We start from the raw sequence: 25491 nt of genomic DNA on the forward strand, positions 1-25491 counted from the left end.
GCAGATTCAGAAATGCAAAAAGGGCCGCGTCAGCAGCCCTTCATCTTTACACGAGAGACTTAAAAGTCTTCGTTGGTTTCTTCAGCATCCGCAGCATCCACCACGAAATCAGGTTTGGAGTCCTGGTTGTTCAGCAGAAGCTCTCGCACCTTCTTCTCAATCTCTTTCGCCGCAGCCGGGTTCTCTTTCAGCCAGGAGATAGCATTCGCTTTACCCTGACCAATCTTGTCACCGTTGTAGCTGTACCAGGCGCCCGCTTTTTCAATCAGCTTCTCTTTCACGCCCAGGTCAACCAGCTCGCCGAGGAAGTTGATACCTTCGCCGTAGAGGATCTGGAACTCAGCCTGTTTGAACGGTGCGGCGATTTTGTTCTTCACAACCTTCACGCGGGTTTCGCTACCCACCACGTTCTCGCCCTCTTTCACCGCGCCGATACGGCGGATATCCAGACGGACAGAGGCGTAGAATTTCAGCGCGTTACCACCGGTGGTGGTTTCCGGGTTACCAAACATCACACCAATTTTCATACGGATCTGGTTGATGAAGATCAGCAGCGTATTGGACTGCTTCAGGTTACCGGCCAGCTTACGCATCGCCTGGCTCATCATACGTGCCGCGAGGCCCATGTGAGAGTCACCGATTTCACCTTCGATTTCCGCTTTTGGCGTCAGCGCCGCAACGGAGTCGACGATGATCACATCAACCGCACCAGAGCGCGCCAGCGCGTCACAAATCTCCAGCGCCTGCTCGCCGGTGTCCGGCTGGGAACACAGCAGGTTGTCGATATCAACGCCCAGCTTACGGGCATAGACCGGGTCCAGCGCGTGCTCGGCATCGATAAACGCACAGGTTTTACCTTCGCGCTGCGCCGCTGCAACAACCTGCAGGGTCAGAGTCGTTTTACCTGAGGATTCCGGACCGTAGATTTCTACGATACGCCCCATCGGCAAACCGCCCGCGCCCAGTGCGATATCCAGAGAAAGCGAACCGGTGGAGATAGTTTCCACATCCATGGAACGGTCTTCACCCAGGCGCATGATGGAGCCTTTACCGAATTGCTTTTCGATCTGGCCCAGTGCTGCCGCCAACGCTTTCTGTTTGTTTTCGTCGATAGCCATTATTACTCCTGTCATGCCGGGAGAAGCAACTGCGCTTCACCATGGACTTCTGTTCTGTTGGTGCAATTATACTGTATGGTCATACAGTATCAAGTGTTTTGTAGAAATTGTTGCCAGAGCGTTTTTAACGCATACACGGTTGCCTGACGACGCACGCTTTCACGATCGCCGCTGAAGCACTCCCGGCGGGTGATCCCTTCCCCTTTGGACGTGGCAAACCCGAACCAGACGGTGCCGACAGGCTTCACGTCGCTGCCGCCGTCCGGCCCCGCGATACCGCTGATGGAAACGGCGTAATCTGCCCGCGCCTCTTTCAGCGCGCCAATGGCCATTTCAATGACAACCGGTTCACTGACCGCGCCATGCTGTTCCAGCGTGGCTTCGCGCACGCCAATCATCTGCGCCTTAGCTTCGTTACTGTAGGTCACAAAGCCGCGTTCAAACCAGGCGGAACTGCCGGCGATATCGGTAATCGCTTTCGCCACCCAGCCGCCGGTGCAGGATTCTGCGGTGGTAATTGTCGCGCCACGCTGCTTCAGTGCAAGGCCAACGATCTCGCTAAGCTGCATCAATTCATGGTCAGTCATTCTTGCTCCAGGCTTGAGAAAAACGTGCAGCACAAGATAGCACTTTCTCGTCAGATATGGGGATGCGCTTCAGGTTTTACGAGGGGGCTTCAGAAAAAAGCCGGTGCGGGCGCACCGGCTGCAGAAATGTTACTTCATGCTGTTCGCAATCGTATCGACATTATGACGAAACGCCTTAACGTAGGTGTCTGCCACCCCACCCTTGGCCGACAGCGCTTCCGGGTAAAGTTCGCCGCCCGGCTGTGCGCCCGTCGCCGACGCAATCTGCTTCACCAGACGCGGATCGAGCTGGTTTTCCATAAACCACGTTTTCACGCCGTCGGCTTTAATCTGATTGATAATCTCCGCAACCTGCGCCGCGCTGGCCTCGCTCTCGGAAGAGAGTCCTTGAGGTGCCATGAAGGTTACGCCGTAAGCGCGGCCAAAATAGCCGAACGCGTCATGGCTGGTCAGCACTTTACGCTTTTCCTGCGGGATCTGGCTAAAGCGTGTTTTAGCCCAGCCGTCCAGCTGAGTCAGTTGCGCAATGTACGGCTTCCCTGAAGCCTCCAGCGCCGCTTTGTCTTCCGGATCGGCTTTCACCAGCCCGTTCAGAATATTTTGTGCATACAGCGCACCGTTCGCCGCGCTGTTCCAGGCGTGCGGATCGGTCACGGTCTTTCCATCTTCCTCAAGCGTGTGGGTTTTCACTCCGGTTGAGGCGACAACCAGCTGCCCTTTGAACCCGGAGGCTTTAACCAGACGGTCGAGCCAGCCTTCCAGCCCCAGGCCGTTGACCACTACTACGTCAGCCTTGCTCAGCGCCGCGCTGTCTTTTGGTGACGGTTCGAAGGTATGCGGATCGCCGTCCGGCCCGACCAGCGTCGTCACGTTCACGCGATCTCCCCCCACCTCCTGCGTGATATCCCCCAGTATCGAAAAACTGGTGACCACATTCAGCGTTTTCGCCATTACGCTATGCGACATCATCCCCAGCGCAAGCGCCATGATTAATCCTGTACGTTTCATCGTTTCCCCTTACGTTAAAAAAGCGCCCGCAGGCTGCCAGCAAGCCTGCTTCGCGTGCCAAATAAAATGGAAATAAAGAACAGCGCGCTGGCGGTCAGCACAATGGACGGCCCTGCGGGCAAACTTGCCGCCCAGGAGAGGCTTAGCCCCAGCCACGCGCAGAAAATACCGCTGATACCGGCCATCAGGAGTAATCCGGGTAAGGTGCGTACCCAACAGCGCGCCGCCACCGCCGGGAGCATCATCAGCCCGACGGCCATCAGCGTGCCAAGCACCTGAAAACCGGCCACCAGGTTAAGCACCAGCAGCGCCAGAAACAGGCCGTGCAACAGCCCGGGCAGCCAGCGGGCATTCACCTGCAGCCAGGCGGTATCAAACGCCTCCGTCACCAGCCCGCGGTAAAAAAGGGCCAGCATGATAAGGGTGAAGATGCACACGCCGGTCACAAACAGCGCAGCGTCATTGTCCACGGCGAGGATGGAGCCAAACAGCAGATGCAGCAGATCGACATTCGAGCCGCGCAGCGAAACGAGCGTGACGCCCAGCGCCAGTGAACCCAGGTAAAATCCGGCAAAGCTGGCATCTTCTTTTAGCGGCGTGCGGCGGCTGACCAGCCCGGCCACCAGCGCAACGGCAATGCCGGCGATAAACCCGCCGACGGTCATCGCCAATAGCGACATCCCGCTGAGCAAATACCCCACGGCGACGCCGGGCAAAATGGCGTGAGAAAGCGCATCGCCCATCAGGCTCATCCGCCGCAGTTGAAGAAACACGCCGAGCGCGGTGGTACTGACAGAAAGCGCCAGGCAGACCACAAGCGCACGGCGCATAAAGCCGTACTCAATAAACGGCTGGAAGAATGTATGCCAGATCATGCCACCCTCACCCGTTCGGTTTTCCACTGGGGAACGTCAGCATCCAGCCGCAGCGTCTGCGGGAAGTGGCGCGCCACGAGCTCGCTGTCGTGCAGCACCGCGAGCAGGGTTTGCCCCTGCATATACATCTCCAGCATCAGATCCATCAGCACGTTGCAGGTTGCTTCATCAACGCCGGTAAAAGGCTCGTCCAGCATTACCAGCGGCGCCTGCTGCACTAATACGCGGGCAAACAGCATGCGCTGAAACTGGCCGCCGGAGAGTTCATCGATAGTGGATAACGCCATTGACTCCAGCCCCACGCGCTCAAGTGCGCCATTAATGCGCAGGCGCGCTTCACGACGAAAACCGGCAAAAAGCGAAATTCCGGGCCAGCAGCCCATGCTCACTACGTCCTGCACGGTCAGCGGAAACTGCGCCTCCAGCGCGTGACGCTGTGCCAGCCAGCCGATTACCGGTCGTCTACCCTGCCAGCGAAATCTGCCGCTGACGGGCGGAATAAATCCGGCGAGCGTTTTCAGCAGCGTGGATTTGCCGCAGCCGTTGGCGCCGATAATGGCGGTCATGCTACCGCGTTCAATCACGCCCGAAAGCGGACGCGTGACGGGCTGGCGGTCATAGCCCGCAACCAGTTCGTTCATCACAATCATGGCAGCGCCACCGCCCAGCGCACTGCCAGGCCGAGCAACACAGTAAGTCCCAGCGCCAGCAAAAGCCGAACCGGCGCAGAAAGAGAAAAAAGGGAGGTTGACATCTCGACACCCAATTAAATGTTATAACATAACAATAATGAAAGACGGCAGAGATGTAAACGGCGGGTTTGAACGGGAGTGTGGCGAAATGTTTCTGCAGGAAATAGGTGCGCGCGGCTGCCCTCACCCCAGCCCTCTCCCTCAAGGGAGAGGGGGTCGTCCATGCAAACATTATTTTGTGTGGATCCCTCAACCCACAGGGAGAGGGGGAATAAAGCGACTTACTGACTAAACGGTGACGCCGCAGGAACGCGCGCCTGAGACACCGCCAGCCCCAGCTGCCACACCGCCATCGCGTAGTGCGTACTGTGGTTATAGCGGGTGATGGTGTAGAAGTTCGGCATACCGTACCAGTACTGGTAGCCGGTACCCACATCCAGACGCAGCAGGCTCACCTGGTCAACGTTGCCCAGCGGCTGGGTTGGCGTTAAGCCTGCCGCCGTTAGCTGCGCTACGCTGTACTTGGTTTTAAAGCCATTTTCCAGACCAAACGCCTCGCCGTTCGCCTGCACGGCCACCTGCCCGCCCGGCGTCCAGCCGTGCGCTTTGAAGTAGTTCGCCACGCTGCCGATGGCATCCACCGGATCCCACAGGTTAATGTGGCCGTCTCCGTTAAAGTCGACGGCATACTGCTTGTAGGAGGACGGCATAAACTGGCCGTAGCCCATCGCGCCGGCAAACGACCCTTTCAAATCGAGCGGATCGTCCTGCTCGTTGCGCGCCATCAGCAGGAAGGTTTCCAGCTCGGAAGAGAAGTATTCGGCGCGGCGCGGGTAGTTAAAGGAGAGCGTCGCCAGCGCATCGAGGATGCGGGTTTTGCCCATCACGCGGCCCCAGCGGGTCTCCACGCCGATAATCCCGACGATGATTTCCGGTGGCACGCCGTAGACCTGCCACGCGCGGTTGAGCGCATCTTCATACTGGTTCCAGAACGCCACGCCGTTTTGCACGTTGTCCGGGGTAATAAACTGTTTGCGGTAGCGCAGCCATGCGCCGTTTGGCCCGCTCGGCACCTGGGCGGACGGTGCCTGCCTGTCCATCAGGCGCAGCACGTAGTCCAGACGCTTGGCCTGAGACAAAATTTCATGCAGCTGCTGGCGGTCGAAACCGTGTTTGCTCACCATTTTATCGATGAACTGCTCGGCCGCCGGGTTATTCGCGAAGTCGCCTCCCATCTGCATCATATTGTGCTGCGGCTCCAGCAGGAATCCCCCGGAAGGCGCGCCCGCCGTTTGCTGAACGGCTTCGGTCTTAGGTTTGCTGCTACAGGCAGACAGCAGGATAAGCGCAGGCAACAGCGCTGCATAACGACGCTTGAACATGAGACATCCATTTAACGGGTTCGATAAGAACCCAGTATGGTAAAGCATCCGCAACACCTCAAGGAAGCGGTACGCACCTCTCCCACGCAAATCCGCGCTTTTTTCCACCGAAAATCATTCACCCCATCAATTAACTTTCAAAATAATCCATTTTTCTTTCATTGTGAGATCTAACTAACACTTTAAAACCTTTCAAAGTGATTATTATTAGCCACAGTAATACAAAACAAAAAAGCCCCACAGGAGAGAAGAATGATAGAGACCATCACCCACGGCGCCGAGTGGTTCATCGGGCTGTTTCAGAAAGGCGGAGAAGTGTTCACCGGCATGGTGACCGGGATCCTGCCTCTGCTGATCAGCCTGCTGGTGATCATGAACGCGCTGATCAACTTTATCGGCCAGCAGCGCATTGAACGCTTTGCCCAGCGCTGCGCCGGTAATCCGCTGTCCCGTTACCTGGTATTGCCGTTTATCGGTACCTTTGTTTTCTGCAACCCAATGACCTTGAGCCTCGGCCGCTTTATGCCAGAGAAGTACAAGCCGAGCTACTACGCCGCCGCCTCCTACAGCTGTCACTCGATGAACGGCCTGTTCCCGCACATCAACCCCGGAGAGCTGTTTGTCTATCTCGGGATCGCCAGCGGTCTCACCACCCTTGGCCTTCCGCTTGGACCGCTGGCGGTGAGCTACCTGCTGGTCGGCCTGGTGACCAACTTCTTCCGCGGCTGGGTGACCGACCTCACCACCGCCATTTTCGAGAAAAAAATGGGCATCCAGCTTGAACAGAAGGTCCATCTTTCAGGAGCCACAGCATGAACCGGATCCGCATTGAGAAAGGTACGGGCGGCTGGGGCGGCCCGCTGGAGTTCGACGCTACCGAAGGCAAAAAGATCGTCTACATCACCGCAGGGACGCGCCCGGCAATCGTCGACAGGCTGCGCGAGCTGACCGGCTGGGAAGCGGTCGACGGCTTCAAGGAAGGCGAACCGCCGGAAGCGGACATCGGCGTGGCGGTGATTGACTGCGGCGGCACGCTGCGCTGCGGTATCTATCCGAAGCGCCGCATTCCGACGGTGAATATTCACTCCACCGGAAAATCCGGCCCGCTGGCACAGTACATCCTTGAGGACATTTATGTCTCAGGCGTAAAGGAGGACAACATCACTGTGGTGAATGGCAGTCCTGCGCCGCAAAAAGCGGCCCCGCGGGAGTACGACACCAGCAAGAAAATCACCGAGCAGAGCGACGGCCTGCTGGCGAAGGTCGGGATGGGCATGGGTTCCGCCGTGGCGGTGCTGTTCCAGTCCGGGCGCGACACCATCGACACGGTGCTGAAAACCATCCTGCCGTTTATGGCGTTCGTCTCGGCGCTGATCGGCATCATCATGGCGTCCGGCCTGGGCGACTGGATTGCCCACGGCCTCGCCCCGCTCGCCAGCCACCCGCTGGGGCTGGTGACGCTGGCGCTGATCTGCTCCTTCCCGCTGCTGTCGCCGTTCCTCGGCCCGGGCGCGGTGATTGCCCAGGTCATCGGCGTGCTGATTGGCGTACAGATTGGTCTGGGGAACATCCCTCCGCACCTCGCCCTGCCCGCTCTGTTTGCCATTAACGCCCAGGCGGCGTGCGACTTTATCCCCGTTGGGCTGTCGCTGGCCGAAGCGCGCCAGGACACCGTGCGCGTGGGCGTACCGTCGGTGCTGGTCAGCCGCTTCCTGACGGGCGCGCCGACGGTGCTGATTGCCTGGTTTGTCTCCGGCTTTATTTATCAATAAGAGGTTCCTGCGATGACCGTCATTTACCAGACCACCATTACCCGCATCGGCCAGAGCGCAGCGGACGCGCTGAGCGACCAGATGCTAATCACCTTCCGCGAAGGCGCGCCTGCGGATATCGAAGAGTTTTGCTTTATCCACTGCCACGGCGAGCTGAAGGGCGAGCTGAAGGCAGGAAGCCAGCTGGAGCTGGGCGAGGCGCGCTATGCCGTGACCGCCGTCGGCGACGTGGCCGAGCAAAACCTGCGCGAGCTGGGCCACATCACCCTGCGTTTCGACGGCCAGCCGCAGGCCGAGTATCCCGGCACGGTGCACGTAGCGGGCCCGGTTCCGCAGGCTGTCACCCCAGGCTGCACGTTAAAATTTGTTGCGTAATTAAGGAGAATCACATGAGTCAGGTTGCCGTTGTCATTGGTGGAGGACAAACCTTAGGCGAGTTCCTCTGCCGTGGGCTTGCCGCAGAGGGTTACCGCGTGGCGGTAGTGGACATTCAGAGTGAAAAAGCCGCCCGCGTGGCGGACGCCATCAACACCGAATTTGGCGAAGGGGTGGCATACGGGTTTGGTGCCGACGCCACCAGCGAGCAGAGCGTGATGGCGCTGGCCCGCGGCGTGGACGAGATTTTTGGGCGCACCGACCTGCTGGTCTACAGCGCGGGGATTGCGAAAGCGGCCTTTATCAGCGATTTCGAACTGGGGGATTTTGACCGTTCGCTGCAGGTGAATCTGGTGGGCTATTTCCTCTGCGCCCGCGAGTTTTCCCGTCTGATGATCCGCGACGGCATTCAGGGGCGCATCATTCAGATCAACTCCAAATCCGGGAAAGTGGGCAGCAAGCACAACTCCGGCTACAGCGCGGCGAAGTTTGGCGGCGTGGGGCTGACGCAGTCTCTGGCGCTGGATTTGGCCGAGTACGGCATCACCGTTCACTCGCTAATGCTGGGCAACCTGCTGAAATCGCCGATGTTCCAGTCCCTGCTGCCGCAGTATGCCACCAAGCTCGGCATCAAAGCTGAGGAAGTGGAGCAGTACTACATCGATAAAGTGCCGCTGAAGCGCGGGTGCGATTATCAGGACGTGCTGAATATGCTGCTGTTTTACGCCAGCCCGAAAGCCTCGTACTGCACCGGGCAGTCGATTAACGTGACCGGTGGGCAGGTGATGTTCTGATCGAGCGGTTTGAGACCCCTCACCCCGGCCCTCTCCCCATAGGGGAGAGGGTTAGGGTGAGGGGTGAGTGAAAATAAGGAGCGAATATGGTTACCGCATTAATCACCGTCGCCGCCCTCGCCTGGCTGTGCCAGATGGCGTTTGGCGGCTGGCAAATCCATCAATTTAACCGCGCCTTTGATGCGCTGTGCCAGAAGGGTCGCGTCGGCGTCGGGCGTTCCGGTGGACGTTTCAAACCGCGGGTCGTCGTCGCTGTTGCGCTGGATGAAAACAATAAGGTCTGCGATTCCCTGATCATGCGCGGCATGACGGTCTTTGCCCGACCGGCCAAAATCCAGGCAATCAACGGCATTTTGCTGCAGGAATTACGGCCTGATGTGATCTTTCCCCATGATCCACTCTGTCAGAATGCACTATCATTAGCGCTTAATCTGAAACATGGATAATTTCGTTGTGAAAGCTATAGACTTGCGAAATTATCATTTCGCAACCTAAGGAACGAAGCGCCTATGAAACCTCGTCAGCGGCAGGCGGCCATTCTCGAGCATCTGCAAAAGCAGGGAAAATGCTCGGTAGAGGACCTCGCCCACTACTTTGACACCACCGGCACGACGATACGCAAGGACCTTGTATTGCTCGAAAACTCTGGCGCCGTCATTCGAACCTACGGCGGCGTGGTGCTTAATAAAGACGAAGCCGACCCGCCTATCGATCACAAAACGCTGATCAATACCCACCAGAAAGCGCTGATTGCCGAAGCCGCCGTAAAATTTATCCACGATGGCGACTCCATCATCCTCGACGCGGGCAGCACCGTCCTGCAGATGATCCCCCTGCTCAGCCGCTTTAACAACATCACGGTGATGACCAACAGCCTGCACATCGTTAACGCCCTGTCGGAGTTCGACAGTGAGCAGACCATCCTGATGCCCGGCGGTACCTTCCGCAAAAAATCGGCATCGTTTCACGGTCAGCTGGCAGAGAACGCCTTCGACCACTTCAGCTTCGATAAACTGTTTATGGGCACCGACGGCATCGACCTGAACGCGGGCGTCACGACGTTTAACGAGGTCTTCAGCGTCAGCAAAGCGATGTGCAACGCCGCGCGGGAAGTGATTTTGATGGCAGACTCGTCGAAGTTTGGCCGCAAAAGCCCCAACATTGTCTGTAGCCTTGAAAGCGTTGATAAGCTGATTACCGACGCGGGTATCGATCCGGCGTTCAAAAAAGCGCTGGAAGAAAAAGGCATCGACGTGATCGTAACCGGAGAGAGAGATGAGTGATTTTCTGTTAGAAACGGGCCGCCAGACGCTAATGCTGGAGCTGCAGGAAGCCAGCCGCCTGCCGGAACGTCTGGGCGAGGATTTCGTCCGCGCCGCCAACACCATTATCCACTGCGAAGGCAAAGTGATCGTGGCGGGCATCGGTAAATCCGGCCATATCGGCAAAAAGATTGCCGCGACGCTCGCCAGCACCGGCACCCCGGCGTTCTTCGTGCATCCGGCAGAGGCGCTGCACGGCGATCTGGGGATGATTGAAAGCCGCGACGTGATGCTGTTTATCTCCTACTCCGGCTCGGCCAAGGAGCTGGATCTCATCATCCCTCGCCTGCAGGAAAAATCGGTCGCCCTGCTGGCGATGACCGGGAAACCCCGCTCGCCGCTGGCGCTGGCCGCCAAGGCGACCCTGGATATTTCCGTTGAACGTGAAGCCTGTCCGATGCACCTTGCCCCGACCTCCAGCACCGTTAACACCCTGATGATGGGCGACGCGCTGGCGATGGCGGTGATGCAGGCGCGCGGCTTTAACGAAGAAGATTTTGCCCGTTCGCATCCGGCAGGAGCGCTCGGTGCTCGCCTGCTCAACAAGGTTCACCACCTGATGCGCACCGACGATGCCATTCCGCAGGTCAAACTCGATACCAGCGTGATGGACGCGATGCTGGAGCTGAGCCGCACCGGGTTGGGGCTGGTGGCGGTGTGCGATGACAGCGGCAACGTGAAGGGCGTGTTCACCGACGGCGACCTGCGCCGCTGGCTGGTGGGCGGCGGCAGGCTGGAAACGAACGTGTCGGACGCCATGACCAAAGGCGGGCTAACGCTGAACGCCGACAGCCGCGCCATTGAAGCCAAAGAGGTGCTGATGAAGCGCAAAATCACCGCCGCACCGGTGGTGGACGAGCACGGCAGGCTGTGCGGCGCCATCAACCTGCAGGACTTCTACCAGGCCGGGATAATCTAACCCTTCAGCCCGAGACGCTTCGCCAGCCGGTGCAGGTTGGCGACGTCCATCTCCAGCGCACGGGCGCACGCCGCCCAGCTGCGGTTGTTCTGCTCCAGCGCGCGGGTAATCATCTGACGCTGAAATGCTTCCGTCGCCTCGCGCAGGTTCTCGTTCACGCTCTCAGGCGTTGCAGGCTTCACGGACGGCGTATTTTCATCCTGCAGCGCAAAATGGCGCGCATGAATAACCACTTCATCCCCCGAGCGCGTCGCCCGCGCCAGCACTACCGCGCGGTGAATCGCATGCTCCAGCTCGCGCACGTTGCCCGGCCAGCCGTAGCTCAGCAGATGCGATCTCGCCCCCGGACTCAGCACCACGCGGGAAAGCCCCATCCTGAGGCGGCACTGCTCGCAGAAAAAGCCCGCCAGCAGCACCACGTCGTCCCCGCGCTCGCGTAGCGGGGGCACGGACAGCGGGAACACGCTCAGGCGGTGGAACAGGTCGGCGCGGAAATTGCCCGCCAGCACCGCTTCACGCAGATCCCGGTTAGTCGCTGCCAGCACGCGCACGTCCACTCTGTGGCTGCGGTCATCCCCCACGCGCTGAATATCGCCGTACTGCAATACGCGCAGCAGTTTGGCCTGAAGTGATAAGGATAATTCGCCAATCTCATCCAGGAAGAGCGTGCCGTTATCGGCCATTTCGAACTTGCCGCTGCGGTTGCTGATCGCCCCGGTAAACGCCCCTTTGACGTGACCAAACAGCTCGCTCTCCGCCACGCTTTCCGGCAGCGCGGCGCAGTTGAGGTACACCAGCGGGTTGACCGCCCGCGGCGAGGCTTCGTGAATGGCTTTCGCCACCAGCTCCTTACCGGTGCCGGTCTCCCCGAAGATCAGCACGTTCAGATCGGACGCGGCGACAATCTCAATCTCTTTTTTGAGCTGCGCCATGCCGGGCGAAAGGCCGATCATCTCCGTGTGCGTGACCTGCTCAAACGCCGCCGGGCTGCCGGGAAGAATATTCTGGCTCTCCAGCTGCTCTATCAACAGCGCATTATTCAGCGCCCCGGCGGCCAGCGCCGCAATCAGGCGCAGCGCTTCGTCACTGAAGGTGTCGAACTGGTCCGGCGACATGCCGTCGAGGGTCAGTGCACCAATCAGGTTTTGCCCGGCAAACAGCGGCAGGCCGATGCAGGCGTGCACCTTCAGGCTCTCCTGTCCGGGGATCAGGCCGTCGTACGGGTCGGGCAGATCGCTGTCCGCCGGGAAACGCACCACGTCACCCGCGCGGGCGATGGTCTCCAGCCGCGGATGGCCTTCAAGGGTAAAGCGCCGTCCGAGCACGTCCTGCGCCAGCCCGTCGATAGCCAGCGGAATAAACTGTCTTCCCTCGTAGCGCAGCAGCGCCGAGGCGTCACACGCCAGCACCTGGCGCAGCGTGGAGATCAGCCGTTGAAAGCGGTCCTGATGGCCGATACCGGTTTGCAGTTCAATGGCAATCTTCGCCAGCACATCTACAGAAAAGCTCATGTCAGCCTCACAGTCATTTTGACAATACATAGTGTCATATTGACAGCTTTCTTGATAGTCACAATGACTATCCTTTACGGACAATACATTTATAAACTCAATATTATCAATCAATTAAATAGTTGGCACGCACCTTGATATAGGTACAGCATCTTATTTGAAACGCTGTATTACGCTGAGGTTGCTATGTCTATTCTGGTTAAAAATAACATTCATTGGGTGGGTCAACGTGACTGGGAAGTGCGCGATTTCCACGGGACGGAATACAAAACGCTGCGCGGCAGCAGCTACAACAGCTATCTCATTCGCGAAGGTAAAAACGTGCTGATCGATACCGTCGATCACAAGTTCAGCCGCGAGTTCGTGCAGAACCTGCGCAGCGAAATCGATCTGAACGCCATCGACTACATCATCATCAACCATGCGGAAGAGGATCACGCCGGGGCCCTGACCGAACTGATGTCCTGCATCCCGGACACCCCAATCTACTGCACCACCAACGCCATCGACTCGATCAACGGCCACCATCACCATCCGGAGTGGAACTTCCACACCGTGAAAACCGGCGACGCGCTGGATATCGGCAACGGCAAGCAGCTGATCTTTGTGGAAACCCCGATGCTGCACTGGCCGGACAGCATGATGACCTACATGACCGGCGACGCGGTGCTGTTCAGCAACGACGCCTTCGGCCAGCACTACTGCGACGAGCGCCTGTTCAACGACGAAGTGGACCAAACCGAGCTGTTCGAACAGTGCCAGCGTTACTACGCCAACATCCTGACCCCATTCAGCCGCCTGGTGACGCCGAAAATCACCGAGATCCTCGGCTTCAACCTGCCGGTGGAGATGATTGCCACCTCTCACGGCGTGGTGTGGCGTGAAAACCCAACCCAGATAGTGGAGCTGTACCTGAAATGGGCGGCAGATTATCAGGAAGACCGCATTACGATTTTCTACGACACCATGTCCAACAACACCCGCATGATGGCGGACGCCATTGCCCAGGGCATCAACGAAGTGGACCCGAACGTGGCGGTGAAAATCTTCAACGTGGCGCGCAGCGATAAGAACGAGGTATTGACCAACGTCTTCCGCTCTAAGGGCGTGCTGGTGGGCACCTCCACCATGAATAACGTGATGATGCCGAAAATTGCCGGCCTGGTGGAAGAGATGACCGGTCTGCGCTTTCGCAACAAACGCGCCAGTGCCTTTGGTTCACACGGCTGGAGCGGCGGCGCGGTAGACCGTCTCTCCACCCGTTTACAGGATGCCGGTTTTGAGATGTCCCTGAGCCTGAAGGCGAAATGGCGTCCTGATCTCGACGCGCTGGAAATCTGCCGCCAGCACGGCCGAGACATTGCCCGTCAGTGGGCGCTCGCACCGCTTCCTGATGCCGATGCAACACCCGCCGAACAGCCGCAAACCTGTGACGTGGCCGCCAGCGCCGATCTCGGCCCACGCATGCAGTGCAGCGTCTGCCAGTGGGTTTACGATCCTGAGCTGGGCGAGCCGCTACAGGATGTCTCTCCGTGCACGCCGTGGAGCGAGGTGCCGGACAACTTCCTCTGCCCGGAATGTTCCCTCGGCAAAGACGTCTTTGACGAACTGGCAGCGGAGGCAAAATGAGCAACGGCATCGTTATCATCGGCTCGGGCTTTGCCGCCCGCCAGCTGGTGAAAAATATCCGCAAGCAGGACGCTCACGTGCCGCTGACGGTGATTGCCGCTGACAGCATGGACGAGTACAACAAGCCTGATTTAAGCCACGTCATCAGCCAGAATCAGCGCGCCGAAGACCTCACCCGCCAGACGGCGGGGGAGTTCGCGGAGCAGTTTAACCTGCGTCTGTTTCCGTACACCTGGGTCACCGACATCGACGCCGACGCCCACGTGGTGAAAGCAAAAGAGAAAACCTGGCAGTACTACAGGCTGGTGCTGGCGACCGGGGCATCTGCCTTTGTGCCGCCGGTTGAGGGCCGCGAGCTGATGATTACCCTCAACAGCCAGCAGGAGTACCAGGCCAGCGAAACCCTGCTCCGCGATGCGCAACGGGTGATGATTGTCGGCGGCGGGCTGATCGGCACCGAGCTGGCGATGGATTTCTGCCGCGCGGGGAAATCCGTCACCCTGGTTGACCACGCGGCCAGTATTCTGTCGGCGCTGATGCCAGCAGAAGTAAGCAGTCGCTTACAGCATCGTCTGACCGATATGGGCGTCCATCTGCTGCTGAAATCGCAGCTGCAAAGCCTGAGCAAAACCGAAGGCGGTATTCGCGCCACGCTCGACCGCAGCCGCAGCGTAGAAGTGGATGCGGTGATTGCCGCGACGGGGCTGCGCCCGGAAACCGCGCTGGCGCATCGCGCAGGGGCTGAGATAAACCGCGGCGTGAAGGTAGACAGCTACCTGCAAACCACGCGGCCGGACATTTATGCCCTGGGCGACTGTGCGGAAATTAACGGTCAGGTGCTGCCCTTTTTGCAGCCGATTCAGTTAAGCGCAATGTATCTGGCGAAAAATCTGCTCGGCGGCAGCGCGCCGCTGAAATTGCCCGCCATGCTGGTAAAAGTAAAAACGCCGGAATTACCGCTGCATCTCGCAGGTGAAACGCAGCGTCAGGATCTGAACTGGCAAATTACCCTCGAACCGCAGGGAATGGTCGCGCGAGGTGTGGACAGCGAGGGTCAGATACGCGCCTTTGTCGTCAGCGAAGACCGGATGAAGGAGGCGTTCACGCTGCTGAAATCGCTACCTGCTTAACCCTCGCAATGCCGGGTGGCGCTCCGCTTACCCGGCCTACTCAACCCCAAAACGGTAAACCTTGTAGGCCCGCGCAAGCGTAGCGCCGCCGGGCAAAACAGGGCTGGGTAGTTCAGGAACGCACCACCAGCGCGTCGTAGTCGCGCCAGCGGTAGTTGACCATGGAGATCAGCCAGCAGGCGACAAACAGCCCGACCACCACAAACCCGGCGTTGCCCATGTTGTCGTTTACCGCGCCGATCAGATCCCAGACGCCGCCGCTGAGGGCAAATTTGTCCATCAGCAGGCCCAGCGCTTCCAGCCCGCCGATAAACAGCGCCACCACCACGGAGGTGCCGGTGATGGTCATGTTGTAGTAGAGCTTGCGCTGCGGTTTATCAAACGCCCAGCCATAAGCGCCGACCATCAGCAGGTTATCGAGAGTATCCACCAGCGCCATGCCGCTGGCGAACAGCGCCGGGAAGATCATGATTGACCATACCGACATGCCGCTGGAGGCGCTGGCGGCAGAGATCCCCAGCACGCCGATCTCGGTGGCCGTGTCAAAGCCAAGGCCAAACAGGAAACCGACCAGGTACATCTGCCAGCTTTTATTCACCAGGCGGAAGGTTTTGCCAAACAGCCAGTTCATGACGCCGCCCTGGGCAGGCAGCGTGATGTCTCCCTGCACCGGCTGGCCTTTTTTCAGCGCCTGAAAACTGCGCCAGACCCCGCGAAGGATCACCATATTCACCAGCGCCATCGCCAGCAGGAAGGTGGCGGACACCGCGGTGCCAATCAGGCTCCCGGTCTCGTGGAACCATGCCATGTTTTTCTGAAACGCCGTGGCGGTGGCGGCGATGGCGATGGAGGCCAACACCACAATGGTGGAGTGACCCAGCGAGAACCACGCCCCCACCCCGGACGGACGCTTGCCCTGCTGCATCATCTTACGCGTCACGGTATCAATGGCCGCGATGTGGTCGGCGTCCACGGCGTGACGCAGCCCGTAGCACCACGCCAGCAGGCTGGCGGCCATCAGCGCCGTGCTGCCGCTGAAGGTGTGCCATGCCCATCCCCAGGCCAGCAGGTTTGCCATTACCAGAGCCAGCAGCAGAAGCGCGGCGCGAGGTTCGTTGCGTAACAGTCGTAACATTTTAAATCCTTTTTGAACATGACCGGGCAGCGGCGACCACCGCCTGCCCGAAGGAGATCGCTCCGTCACCTGCGGGCAGGCGCGAAGGAAAAAGAAGCGTAAAGTCAGAAAGATAGTGACGCAGGCGCGCGCGCAGCAGACGGTTGTGCAACACGCCGCCGCTGAGGCAGATTGTCGACAGCGACAGGCGTCGGGCATGGCATGCGGCGAGCTGCGCCAGTCCTTTTGCCAGCGCGTCGTGAAAGGCCCACGCGCGCTCGCGGGGCTCCGCCTGCCAGCTCAGCCACTGCCGCCAGAACAGCGCGAGGTTATCCACTTCCAGCGTCACCGGATGATCAACCCCCGCGCACTGCGATGCCAGCACCTCCAGCCGACAGGCCGCTTCGCCTTCGTAGCGCTGCACGTCGATGCCCAGCGCGCAGGCGACGGCGTCAAACAGACGACCGCAGGAAGACGCCCGCGGCGCGTTAATGCCGCGCGACACAGCCGTTGCCAGCAGTGGCCAGTTTTGACGCTGGATTGCCCGCGTTTCCGGGTACTGCTGCCAGTCCGGGACAAACGCCAGACAGTGGGCAAGCAAATTTCGCCACGGCTGCGTCGCCGCCAGATCGCCCCCCGGCAGCGCAACGGCAGGCAGGCCGCCGAGCCGTTCGCAGTCGAGATAGTTGACCCGCAGGCACTCGCCGCCCCACAGCGCGCCGTTTTCACCCATGCCGATCCCGTCCAGCGTCAGGGCGATAACGTCTCCGCCGTCGAGCGGCCAGCCGTTCTCAGCCAGACACGCCGCCGCATGGGCGTGATGATGCAGCACGGTTTCGACGGGCAGTGCCTGCTCCTGCGCCCACCGTCGGGCGCGGTACGCCGGATGGGCATCGCACACCGCGCGCTCCGGCTGAAAGGCATAGATGTCCTGCATCGTCGAGAGCGCGCTGTGCCATTGCGCCTCGACGCCCTCGTCGCTGAGATCGCCAAAGTGCTGGCTCAGTACCGCCTGGTTCCCGCGCACCAGGCAGAAGGTGTTTTTCATCTCTGCACCGGTGCACAGCATGGCGGGGATATCCTCAAAACCCGCGGGCAACGTGACGGCGTCCGGCACAAAGCCGCGCGCGCGACGCAGGATAGCGCCATCCCGATCCATCACCGAATCATCCATGCGCTGAAGGATGTCGCGGTTATGCAGCAGGAAGCCGTCCGCGATGCCGCTGAGCTCCTCCAGCGCCTGCTGGTTAGTGACGGCAGGCGGTCTGCCGCTGAGGTTGCCGGAGGTCATCACCAGCGGGCGCCGGCAGTCCATCATCAGAAGATGCTGGAGCGGGTTCGCGGGCAGCATCACGCCAATGCAATCGAGCCCCGGTGCAATTTCCTCGGGAAACGCGGGAAGCGAGGCTTTTGGCGTGAGCACAATCGGTGCGGCGGGCAAGCGTAGCAGCGTCTGTATCGTCTCCGGCAGGTCGTTCGCATCCGGGATCATCACCGCCAGCGGCTTCGTCGGGCGCTGCTTGCGCATCCGCAGTTTCAGTATCGCCTGCGGATCCAGCGCGTCGCAGACGAGGTGGAAACCGCCCAGCCCTTTAACCGCGACAATGCCGCCGCCTTTCAGCATCGCCACCGCCGCGCGTAAAGCCGATTCACGGGCACCAACGGCATCTCCGGCCCGCCATTCCAGCTGCGGCCCGCAGTCCGGGCAGGCCACCGGCTGGGCGTGGAAACGCCGGTCAGCCGGGTTGCGGTACTCGGTTTCGCACGGCGCGCACAGCGGAAATGCGGCCATCGACGTGGCCGGACGGTCATAGGGCATCGCGCGGATAATAGTAAACCGCGGCCCGCAGTGGGTGCAGTTGATAAACGGGTAACGGTAGCGGCGCTCGCCAGGGTCGCGCATTTCAGCCAGACACGCCGGACAGGTGGCGGCATCCGGCACGATTTGCGTGTCCATCGCTCCGCGCTCGCTCTGGCGGATGGTAAATTCCGTCGGCACGCCAGACCAGCTGTAGGGCTGCGTATCAACCTCGTCGATACGCGCCAGCGGTGGGCAGTCCTGGCGCAGCCTCGCGGTAAAGTCCCCCCCATTACCCGCGAGGCGCACCAGAACACCCTCTCCGTCGTTGCAGACATCGCCCACAAGTTTCAGCCGGTGCGCCAGCTGCCAGACGAAGGGCCGAAACCCCACGCCCTGCACCTTGCCGCGCACCCGAAGCTGTACGCCGTTAACGCTCATCGCGGCTTAAAACAGCAGCGATGACGATGTGTCGAACGCCGCGCGACGGCGTTTTTCGGCGCTCATCTGCTCAAGCTTATCGCGATCCACGCAGACCAGCGCGTGCGTCGGGCAGGCTTCCATACAGGCCGGGCCGGCTTCACGGTGATAGCAAAGGTCGCATTTATTGGCTTCGGCCTTCTCTGCCCGCACGCTCAGCCCCATACCGCTGTTGCGCACCACCGGACGAACCACCACCTCCATCGCGCCATACGGGCAGGCGACAACGCAGGTTTTGCAGCCGATACAGCGCTCCTGCATCACGTGCACAAAGCCCTTCTCGCGCTTAATCGCCCCGTTCGGGCAGACGTTGGCGCACGGTGCGTCTTCGCACTGGCGACAGATGGCGGCGGTGGAAATATTCACGCCTTTAATGACGTGGATGCGCGGCAGGAAAGTATCAGGAGTGAGAGAGGCGCAGTCCTGCTCCGCCTGATGGGAAACCACGCACGCCACTTCACAGGTACGGCAACCAATGCACTTACTGGCATCGGCCATAATAAAACGGTTCATCTGCTTCTCCGGCATAACTGTTATGCGCGAAGCTATTCATAAACCGTGCCAAAATTTAACTAATTGATTTTAATGGAAATATAAAACAAATTTTCTGTCATCGTCATTAGTGACGATGACAGATGTCGACGTCAGCGGTACGGGCCATCAATGACGGAGTCGCGCAGGACAAGCTCGCCGGAGAAGGTTTGCTGATATTTAAACTCCCCGCCGTCGAGCATGAAGATCAGGCGGCTGATGGTCTCCTGAATCATCTCCGTCACCGGAATACGCACGCTGGAGAGGGATGGCACGATATAGGGCGCGATGGCCACGTCGTCAAAACCGATGACGGATACCGCGTCCGGCGTGGCGACGCCGCTGTCGTGCAGCTGCTTGATGGCGCCGATCGCCATATCGTCATTGCTCGCCACCAGCGCGGTAAAGCGTTCCCCGCGAGCAAGCAGTTCAGAAACCGCCGCTGCGCCGCTGGTGGGGTTCCACTTCCCCTGCGCAATCAGCCCCTCGCGCAGCGGAATAGCGTGCTGCACCAGCGCATCCCTGTAACCGGAAAGACGCTCGACCCCGGTGGGGGAATCCATCGAGCCGGTGATAAACGCAATCTCCCGGTGCCCTTTTGCAATCAGCTGCGACACCGCGTCCTGACACGAGGCTTTATGATCGGACCAGACGCTGTGGCTGCTGTTTTTCCGCAGGCGGCGGTTGAGCACCATAATCGGCTGCTCGCACTTCTCAACGAGCTCGTCCAGCTCTTCCACGTTCAGAAAACGCGGATAGATAATCACCGCATCGCAGCGCATATCCAGCAGATACTGGATCGCCTCGCGCTCTTCTTCGGCGCTGTGCTTGCCGTCGGCGAGGATCAGCTGCCGCCCTTTTTCTTCCGTCATCCGCGCGGCGTGAAACAGCAGTTCGCTAAAGTAGACGCCGTGATAAAGGGTGTTCGTCACCACCAGCCCCAGGGTCTGGGTGCGTTTGGTCGCCAGGTTGCGCGCCAGCAAATTCGGGCGATAGCCGCTCTCTTCAATGGCCTGAAACACCCGGTCTTTGGTCTCCTGGCTAACGTAGCCATTGCCCGACAACACCCGGGAAACCGTCGCTTTCGAAACGCCTGCCCGCTTCGCCACTTCCAGCATCGTGGTCATACTGTTCTTCCATCCGAAACTCATGCGGGCAGTGTACTGCACCGCGGAAAAATTGTCGCAGCGGCAACATCACGCTTTCGGCATCTCATTGCGATCTGAATCACGAAAAAGAAAAATGTTCAAAAAGCGATCTTGTTTCATCAAAAGAAACTCATGATGATTATGTGGAACCGGTTTCCTACATTTCACACAACGATAACAGGATCACATCCGATGGCCAAAAATTACGCTGCGCTGGCGAACGACGTTATCAGCGCGCTGGGCGGCAAAGAGAACATCGTCGCCGTCACCCACTGCATGACGCGACTGCGTTTCGTTCTGAAAGACGAAACCCTCACCGACGTTGCGCGCCTGAAAAGCATCAGCGGCGTGCTCGGCGTGGTGCGCAATGACAACCAGTGTCAGGTCATTATTGGCAACACCGTTTCACAGGCGTATCGCGAAGTGGTGAGTCTGTTGCCAACCAGCCTGCAGCCTGCCGTACCGGAAGGTCCGCAGAAACTGACCTTACGCCGCATTGGTGCCGGGATCCTCGACGCACTGATCGGCACCATGTCCCCGCTGATCCCGGCGATCATCGGCGGTTCGATGGTCAAGCTGCTGGCGATGATCCTTGAGATGACCGGCGTGCTGCCAAAAGGCGCGCCAACGCTCACCATTCTGACCGTCATCGGCGACGGCGCGTTCTTCTTCCTGCCGCTGATGGTAGCGGCCTCGGCGGCGGTGAAGTTCAAAACCAATATGTCTCTGGCGATCGCCATCGCGGGCGTGCTGGTGCACCCGAGCTTTATCGAGCTGATGGCGAAAGCCGCGCAGGGCGAACACGTTGAGTTCGCCTTTATTCCGGTGACGGCGGTGAAATACACCTACACCGTCATCCCGGCACTGGTGATGACCTGGTGCCTGTCGTACATCGAACGCTGGGTAGATCGCATTACCCCGGCGGTAACCAAAAACTTCCTGAAGCCGATGCTGATCGTGCTGATTGCCGCCCCGCTCGCCATCGTGCTGATTGGCCCGCTCGGGATCTGGATCGGTAGCGCCATCTCCGCGCTGGTCTACACCATTCACGGCTATCTGGGCTGGCTCTCCGTCGCCATCATGGGCGCACTCTGGCCGCTGCTGGTGATGACCGGGATGCACCGCGTGTTTACGCCGACCATCATTCAGACCATCGCCGAAACGGGCAAGGAAGGGATGGTCATGCCGTCGGAAATCGGCGCTAACCTGTCGCTCGGCGGCTCGTCGCTGGCGGTGGCCTGGAAAACCAAAAACCCGGAGCTGCGCCAGACGGCGCTGGCGGCAGCGGCCTCCGCCATTATGGCGGGGATCTCTGAACCGGCGCTGTACGGCGTGGCGGTGCGTCTGAAACGTCCGCTGATTGCGAGCCTGATCAGCGGCTTTATCTGCGGGGCGGTCGCCGGTATGGCCGGTCTCGCCAGCCACTCGATGGCGGCGCCGGGGCTATTCACCAGCGTGCAGTTCTTCGACCCGTCTAACCCGATGACCATCGTCTGGGTGTTTGGCGTAATGGGGCTGGCGGTGGTGCTGTCGTTTGTTCTGACCCTGCTTTTAGGGTTTGAGGATATCCCGGTCGAAGACGAAGCTGAAAAAGCGCGCGCCCTGCAGACCGCACCGGTTCAGAACAACGCAGCAAAAGCATAAATTGAAAGCGAGGTAAGAATGTCTGTTTTTCCACAAGGATTTTTATGGGGCGGCGCGCTTGCCGCCAACCAGTGTGAAGGTGCTTACCGTGAGGGCGGCAAAGGACTGACAACGGTCGATATGATCCCCCACGGCGCGCATCGTCTGGCGGTGAAGATCGGTCAGGAAAAGCGTTTTTCGCTGCGTGACGACGAATTCTACCCGAGCCACGAGGCGATTGATTTTTACCATCGCTACAAAGAAGACATCGCCCTGATGGCGGAGATGGGCTTTACGGTGTTCCGCACCTCGATTGCCTGGAGCCGTCTCTACCCGAACGGCGACGAGCCATTGCCGAACAAAGAGGGTATTGCCTTCTACCGCGCGGTGTTCGAGGAGTGCAAAAAGTACAATATTGAGCCGCTGGTCACCCTGTGCCACTTCGACGTGCCGATGCACCTGGTGACGGAGTACGGCTCGTGGCGCAACCGTAAGATGGTCGATTTCTTCGCCCGCTACGCCCGCACCTGCTTTGAAGAATTTAACGGGCTGGTGAAATACTGGCTGACCTTCAACGAAATCAACATCATGCTGCACAGCCCGTTCTCTGGCGCGGGGCTGGTGTTTGAGGAAGGTGAAAACGAAGACCAGGTGAAATACCAGGCCGCGCACCATGAGCTGGTGGCAAGCGCGCTGGCGACCAAAATAGCCCATGAGGTGAACCCGGAAAACCAGGTCGGCTGCATGCTGGCGGGCGGGAACTTCTACCCCTACTCCTGCAAGCCGGAAGACGTGTGGATGGCGCTGGAGAAAGACCGCGAGAACCTGTTCTTTATCGACGTGCAGGCGCGCGGCAGCTATCCGGCCTATTCTGCCCGCGTGTTCCGCGAGAAAGGCGTGGTGATTGTGAAAGATCCCGGCGACGATCTACTTCTGAAAAACACCGTCGATTTTGTCTCGTTCAGCTACTACGCCTCGCGCTGCGCGTCGGCGGACATGAACGCGGGCAACACCAGCGCGGCGAACATCGTGAAGTCCCTGCGCAACCCGCATATTCAGGTGAGTGAATGGGGCTGGGGCATCGACCCGCTTGGCCTGCGCATCACCATGAACATGATGTACGATCGCTACCAGAAGCCGCTTTTCCTCGTGGAAAACGGCCTCGGGGCGAAGGACGTCATTGATGAAAATGGCGAGATCAACGACGACTACCGCATCAGCTATCTGCGCGAGCATATCCGCGCGATGGGCGACGCGATTGAAGACGGCGTGCCGCTGATGGGCTACACCACCTGGGGCTGCATCGACCTGGTGTCTGCCTCAACGGGCGAGATGAGCAAGCGCTACGGGTTTGTGTACGTTGACCGCGATGACGCCGGAAACGGCACGCTGGATCGCAAGCGCAAGAAATCGTTCTGGTGGTATAAGAAGGTGATTGCCAGTAACGGGGCGGATCTGGAGTAGCCAGTCCTTACCCCTCACCCTAACCCTCTCCCCTATGGGGAGAGGGCCGGGGTGAGGGGTTCAAATCCACCCTTTCCAACCCATCCCGCAAGCCGTGAATAGACCACTTCCACCGCCTCTTTCACCGGCGGCGTCATCGGGTAATAAAATCCGACAATGTCCGGCTGGATCCCCAAAAACAGCACCTCGCCCACGTCGTCTTTAATCTGATCGACCAGGTAGTTCAGCGGCATATTGTGCGTCGTCATCATAAACATCTCGGCGATGTCGTCCGGGTCTATCAGGCGGATCTCGCCGGGGTTGAGCCCCATATCGGTGGCATCGACGATTAACAGTCTCTCCGGACGCAGCTCGCGTATGGCGACCACGTCATTTTCCGGCGCGCTGCCGCCGTCAATCACTACCCAGCTGCCCTGCGGGTTCGCGGCGCACATTTCTGCCAGCAGCGGACCCGCGCCGTCGTCGCCCATCATATTGTTGCCGACACACAGTAAAACGTCAGTCACGTAATCTCCTCACCATCAGGTAGATGGCGCTCTCCTGATGAATATCGTGCAACATGCCGAGCAGCGTTGTGCTCCACGCCTGCTGCGCCGGGGTTTGCCTGCAGAGCGCCGCGTCAAAGGCGTTGGCGAGCATCGCAATGTGGTTGGCGTCGATGACGATCTCGCCGTACTTCGGCACGCCCTCCATCTTGCGACGCGCCGTACTGCCCTCCTCCAGCGTGGCGATCCACGCCAGGTACTCGGGCCACGGGCAGCTCAGCGCCGCCTCCAGGCAGTCAATCACCCCGAGGTGATGCCCAATCGCCAGGCTGTAATAGACCACCTGCTGCGCCGCATCCGGCGTGGCATCGTTCTCATCAATAAACTTACGGCTCAGCTGGCTGAACACCACCGTTTCACTCATCGGATACGCGCCTCATCCACGATGCTGTTCAGATTCGCCACAATCTCATTAAGACGCGGATCGTTCTCGGCCTCCAGCCAGCGCGCCACCTGATGGTCGCCCTGGCTCAGCAGGCGCAGATAATCGTCGGCAATCTGACGCCCGTAGCGGTAGCCCGCCAGCCTGCGCGCCGTGCGGTCAACCTTCACCCGCAGCGGCTGCACCATGTCCGGGTGCAGAATGGCAGCAGGCTTGTTGTCCAGCTCGCCCGGCTCGCGGGCGTGGATTTTCTGCTCCAGCAGGCCGAGCGCCATGGCAAAGCCGTACAGCGTTGCGGCGGGCGTCGGCGGGCAGCCTGGAATATAGACGTCCACCGGCACGATTTTGTCGGTGCCGCCCCAGACGCAGTAAAGGTCGTGGAAGATGCCCCCGCTGTTGCCGCAGGCGCCGTACGAGATGCAGATTTTCGGGTCCGGTGCGGACTGCCAGGCGCGCAGCGCGGGCGAGCGCATGGCGCGGGTGACGGCGCCGGTAAACAGCAGGATGTCCGCATGACGCGGGGACGGCACGACTTTGATACCGAAGCGCTCGGCGTCAAACAGCGGCGACAGGGTAGCGAAGATCTCAATCTCGCAGCCGTTGCAGCCGCCGCAGTCCACGCGGTAAACGTAGGCCGAGCGTTTGATTTTTTTCAGCAGCGACGCCTTCATGCTGGCGATGGATTCGTCCACCGTCATCGGCACCGGAAGGCCGTTTTCGTCGCGCGGGCCCAGTAGGTTTTCCATCAGCTGGCCTCTCTCATATGGCGGGTGATATCAATGCGGTCGGACGGCAGCAGACACTTCTGACGCTTGCACGACGGGCAGGTTTCGAAGCTTTCACGGTGATGCTCCGCGCGGGCGTCGCCGTTGTGCTGCAGCAGCGCGATGGCGTAGTCGATCTCTTTTTGCACGGCGAACGGGCGCTGGCAGACGCGGCAGTTGCACAGGTCAAAGCGCGACTGCTGCAGAAAATCCTCTTTCTTCCACACCGCCAGCTCGTATTCCTGCGACAGGCGAATGGCGACCGTCGGGCAGACCTCCTCGCAGCGGCCGCAGAAAATGCAGCGCCCGAGGTTGAACTGCCAGGCCAGCTCGCCGGTTTTGAGATCCGTTTCCACCGTTAAGGCGTTCGACGGGCAAGCGTTGACGCAGGCCGCGCAGCCGATGCACTGCTGCGGATTGTGCTCCGGCTTGCCGCGAAAGTTTTTGTCCACCGGCATCGGCTCCAGCGGATAGCTGCTGGTCTGCACGCTGGTTTTGATGACTTTTTTGATAAAGGTAAACATGGCG

Annotated in this window: 26 protein-coding genes; 11 read left to right on the top strand and 15 right to left on the bottom strand. The window is 59.7% G+C overall.

Translation table 11 applies throughout. The features are described 5' to 3' along the window. Positions 1-59: 59 nt before the first annotated feature. The 6 genes from recA to mltB all read right to left on the bottom strand — a co-directional run bounded on the left by recA (position 60) and on the right by mltB (position 5662). On the bottom strand, positions 60-1118 hold the full coding sequence (gene recA, locus ACR42C_RS17760; protein WP_028014189.1) for a recombinase RecA: 1059 nt from the start codon (positions 1116-1118) through the stop codon (positions 60-62). 89 nt (positions 1119-1207) lie between these two features. Beyond that, positions 1208-1705 (bottom strand): nicotinamide-nucleotide amidase, encoded by a 498-nt coding sequence (gene pncC / locus ACR42C_RS17765; RefSeq protein ID WP_061097290.1) that lies wholly within the window; start codon positions 1703-1705, stop codon positions 1208-1210. 129 nt (positions 1706-1834) lie between these two features. Continuing rightward, the gene (locus ACR42C_RS17770) at positions 1835-2713 is read right to left on the bottom strand and encodes a metal ABC transporter substrate-binding protein (protein ID WP_479984392.1); all 879 of its coding nucleotides are present in this window, start codon (positions 2711-2713) and stop codon (positions 1835-1837) included. Between the two features lie 14 nt (positions 2714-2727). Next, positions 2728-3588 carry a metal ABC transporter permease gene (locus ACR42C_RS17775; RefSeq protein ID WP_316380159.1) on the bottom strand — a complete coding sequence of 287 codons (861 nt, stop codon included), beginning with the start codon at positions 3586-3588 and terminating at the stop codon, positions 2728-2730. Next, complete coding sequence (locus ACR42C_RS17780; protein WP_479984393.1) at positions 3585-4238, bottom strand: metal ABC transporter ATP-binding protein; 654 nt, start codon at positions 4236-4238, stop codon at positions 3585-3587. The genes ACR42C_RS17775 and ACR42C_RS17780 overlap by 4 nt, the downstream gene beginning before the upstream one ends. Positions 4239-4561: 323 nt before the next feature. Further along, positions 4562-5662 carry a lytic murein transglycosylase B gene (gene mltB, locus ACR42C_RS17785; RefSeq protein WP_168733281.1) on the bottom strand — a complete coding sequence of 367 codons (1101 nt, stop codon included), beginning with the start codon at positions 5660-5662 and terminating at the stop codon, positions 4562-4564. A 252-nt stretch (positions 5663-5914) separates the two neighbouring features. On the opposite strand from mltB, the gene srlA reads away from it, so the two are divergent. The 7 genes from srlA to gutQ all read left to right on the top strand — a co-directional run bounded on the left by srlA (position 5915) and on the right by gutQ (position 10844). After that, positions 5915-6478 (top strand): PTS glucitol/sorbitol transporter subunit IIC, encoded by a 564-nt coding sequence (gene srlA, locus ACR42C_RS17790; RefSeq protein WP_023333189.1) that lies wholly within the window; start codon positions 5915-5917, stop codon positions 6476-6478. Beyond that, positions 6475-7434, top strand: a complete 960-nt coding sequence (gene srlE / locus ACR42C_RS17795; protein WP_192984377.1) for a PTS glucitol/sorbitol transporter subunit IIB — start codon at positions 6475-6477, stop codon at positions 7432-7434. Before srlA ends, srlE begins: the two co-directional genes overlap by 4 nt. A 12-nt stretch (positions 7435-7446) precedes the next feature. Beyond that, the gene (gene srlB, locus ACR42C_RS17800) at positions 7447-7809 is read left to right on the top strand and encodes a PTS glucitol/sorbitol transporter subunit IIA (RefSeq protein ID WP_023308951.1); all 363 of its coding nucleotides are present in this window, start codon (positions 7447-7449) and stop codon (positions 7807-7809) included. Between the two features lie 14 nt (positions 7810-7823). After that, the gene (gene srlD, locus ACR42C_RS17805; protein WP_116343428.1) at positions 7824-8603 is read left to right on the top strand and encodes a sorbitol-6-phosphate dehydrogenase; all 780 of its coding nucleotides are present in this window, start codon (positions 7824-7826) and stop codon (positions 8601-8603) included. A gap of 86 nt (positions 8604-8689) precedes the next feature. Beyond that, positions 8690-9049 (top strand): transcriptional regulator GutM, encoded by a 360-nt coding sequence (gutM, locus tag ACR42C_RS17810; protein ID WP_479984394.1) that lies wholly within the window; start codon positions 8690-8692, stop codon positions 9047-9049. 63 nt (positions 9050-9112) lie between these two features. Beyond that, a complete protein-coding gene (srlR, locus tag ACR42C_RS17815; RefSeq protein WP_032640855.1) occupies positions 9113-9886 on the top strand; it encodes a glucitol operon DNA-binding transcriptional repressor SrlR in 774 nt (257 codons plus the stop codon). Then, positions 9879-10844: an arabinose-5-phosphate isomerase GutQ gene (gutQ, locus tag ACR42C_RS17820; protein WP_116343430.1), complete on the top strand. Its 966-nt coding sequence runs from the start codon at positions 9879-9881 to the stop codon at positions 10842-10844. Before srlR ends, gutQ begins: the two co-directional genes overlap by 8 nt. Here the strand turns inward: gutQ and norR are convergent. Then, on the bottom strand, positions 10841-12355 hold the full coding sequence (norR, locus tag ACR42C_RS17825; protein WP_316380156.1) for a nitric oxide reductase transcriptional regulator NorR: 1515 nt from the start codon (positions 12353-12355) through the stop codon (positions 10841-10843). The genes gutQ and norR overlap by 4 nt on opposite strands. Positions 12356-12541: 186 nt before the next feature. Between norR and norV the strand changes: the two genes are divergently transcribed. Then, on the top strand, positions 12542-13984 hold the full coding sequence (gene norV / locus ACR42C_RS17830) for an anaerobic nitric oxide reductase flavorubredoxin (protein ID WP_479984395.1): 1443 nt from the start codon (positions 12542-12544) through the stop codon (positions 13982-13984). Continuing rightward, positions 13981-15114 carry an NADH:flavorubredoxin reductase NorW gene (gene norW / locus ACR42C_RS17835; protein ID WP_479984396.1) on the top strand — a complete coding sequence of 378 codons (1134 nt, stop codon included), beginning with the start codon at positions 13981-13983 and terminating at the stop codon, positions 15112-15114. Before norV ends, norW begins: the two co-directional genes overlap by 4 nt. Before the next feature lie 112 nt (positions 15115-15226). Here norW and ACR42C_RS17840 read toward each other — a convergent pair whose 3' ends face one another. The 4 genes from ACR42C_RS17840 to ACR42C_RS17855 form a co-directional block, all read right to left on the bottom strand. Beyond that, entirely contained in the window at positions 15227-16249 is a 1023-nt protein-coding gene (locus ACR42C_RS17840; RefSeq protein ID WP_479984397.1) for a HoxN/HupN/NixA family nickel/cobalt transporter, read from the bottom strand. A gap of 1 nt (position 16250) precedes the next feature. Then, positions 16251-18467: a carbamoyltransferase HypF gene (hypF, locus tag ACR42C_RS17845; protein WP_479984398.1), complete on the bottom strand. Its 2217-nt coding sequence runs from the start codon at positions 18465-18467 to the stop codon at positions 16251-16253. 6 nt (positions 18468-18473) lie between these two features. Beyond that, the gene (gene hydN / locus ACR42C_RS17850) at positions 18474-19019 is read right to left on the bottom strand and encodes an electron transport protein HydN (RefSeq protein WP_008499565.1); all 546 of its coding nucleotides are present in this window, start codon (positions 19017-19019) and stop codon (positions 18474-18476) included. A gap of 131 nt (positions 19020-19150) precedes the next feature. After that, the gene (locus tag ACR42C_RS17855) at positions 19151-20164 is read right to left on the bottom strand and encodes a LacI family DNA-binding transcriptional regulator (RefSeq protein WP_166712207.1); all 1014 of its coding nucleotides are present in this window, start codon (positions 20162-20164) and stop codon (positions 19151-19153) included. A 213-nt stretch (positions 20165-20377) separates the two neighbouring features. Between ACR42C_RS17855 and ascF the strand changes: the two genes are divergently transcribed. After that, complete coding sequence (gene ascF / locus ACR42C_RS17860; RefSeq protein ID WP_116343436.1) at positions 20378-21829, top strand: PTS cellobiose/arbutin/salicin transporter subunit IIBC; 1452 nt, start codon at positions 20378-20380, stop codon at positions 21827-21829. Positions 21830-21847: 18 nt separating this feature from the next. Then, a complete protein-coding gene (locus ACR42C_RS17865) occupies positions 21848-23272 on the top strand; it encodes a 6-phospho-beta-glucosidase (RefSeq protein ID WP_479984399.1) in 1425 nt (474 codons plus the stop codon). A 32-nt stretch (positions 23273-23304) separates the two neighbouring features. Here ACR42C_RS17865 and hycI read toward each other — a convergent pair whose 3' ends face one another. The 4 genes from hycI to ACR42C_RS17885 are packed head-to-tail and all read right to left on the bottom strand — an operon-like array spanning position 23305 to position 25487. After that, positions 23305-23778, bottom strand: a complete 474-nt coding sequence (hycI, locus tag ACR42C_RS17870; protein WP_479984400.1) for a hydrogenase maturation peptidase HycI — start codon at positions 23776-23778, stop codon at positions 23305-23307. Then, positions 23771-24181, bottom strand: coding sequence for a formate hydrogenlyase maturation HycH family protein (locus ACR42C_RS17875; RefSeq protein ID WP_116343439.1), 411 nt, complete (start codon positions 24179-24181; stop codon positions 23771-23773). The genes hycI and ACR42C_RS17875 overlap by 8 nt, the downstream gene beginning before the upstream one ends. Further along, complete coding sequence (locus ACR42C_RS17880) at positions 24178-24945, bottom strand: NADH-quinone oxidoreductase subunit B family protein (RefSeq protein ID WP_479984401.1); 768 nt, start codon at positions 24943-24945, stop codon at positions 24178-24180. Before ACR42C_RS17880 ends, ACR42C_RS17875 begins: the two co-directional genes overlap by 4 nt. Continuing rightward, a complete protein-coding gene (locus tag ACR42C_RS17885) occupies positions 24945-25487 on the bottom strand; it encodes a formate hydrogenlyase complex iron-sulfur subunit (protein WP_479984402.1) in 543 nt (180 codons plus the stop codon). Before ACR42C_RS17885 ends, ACR42C_RS17880 begins: the two co-directional genes overlap by 1 nt. Positions 25488-25491: the final 4 nt, after the last annotated feature.

This window comes from Enterobacter sp. MG-EB028 (assembly GCF_056673305.1).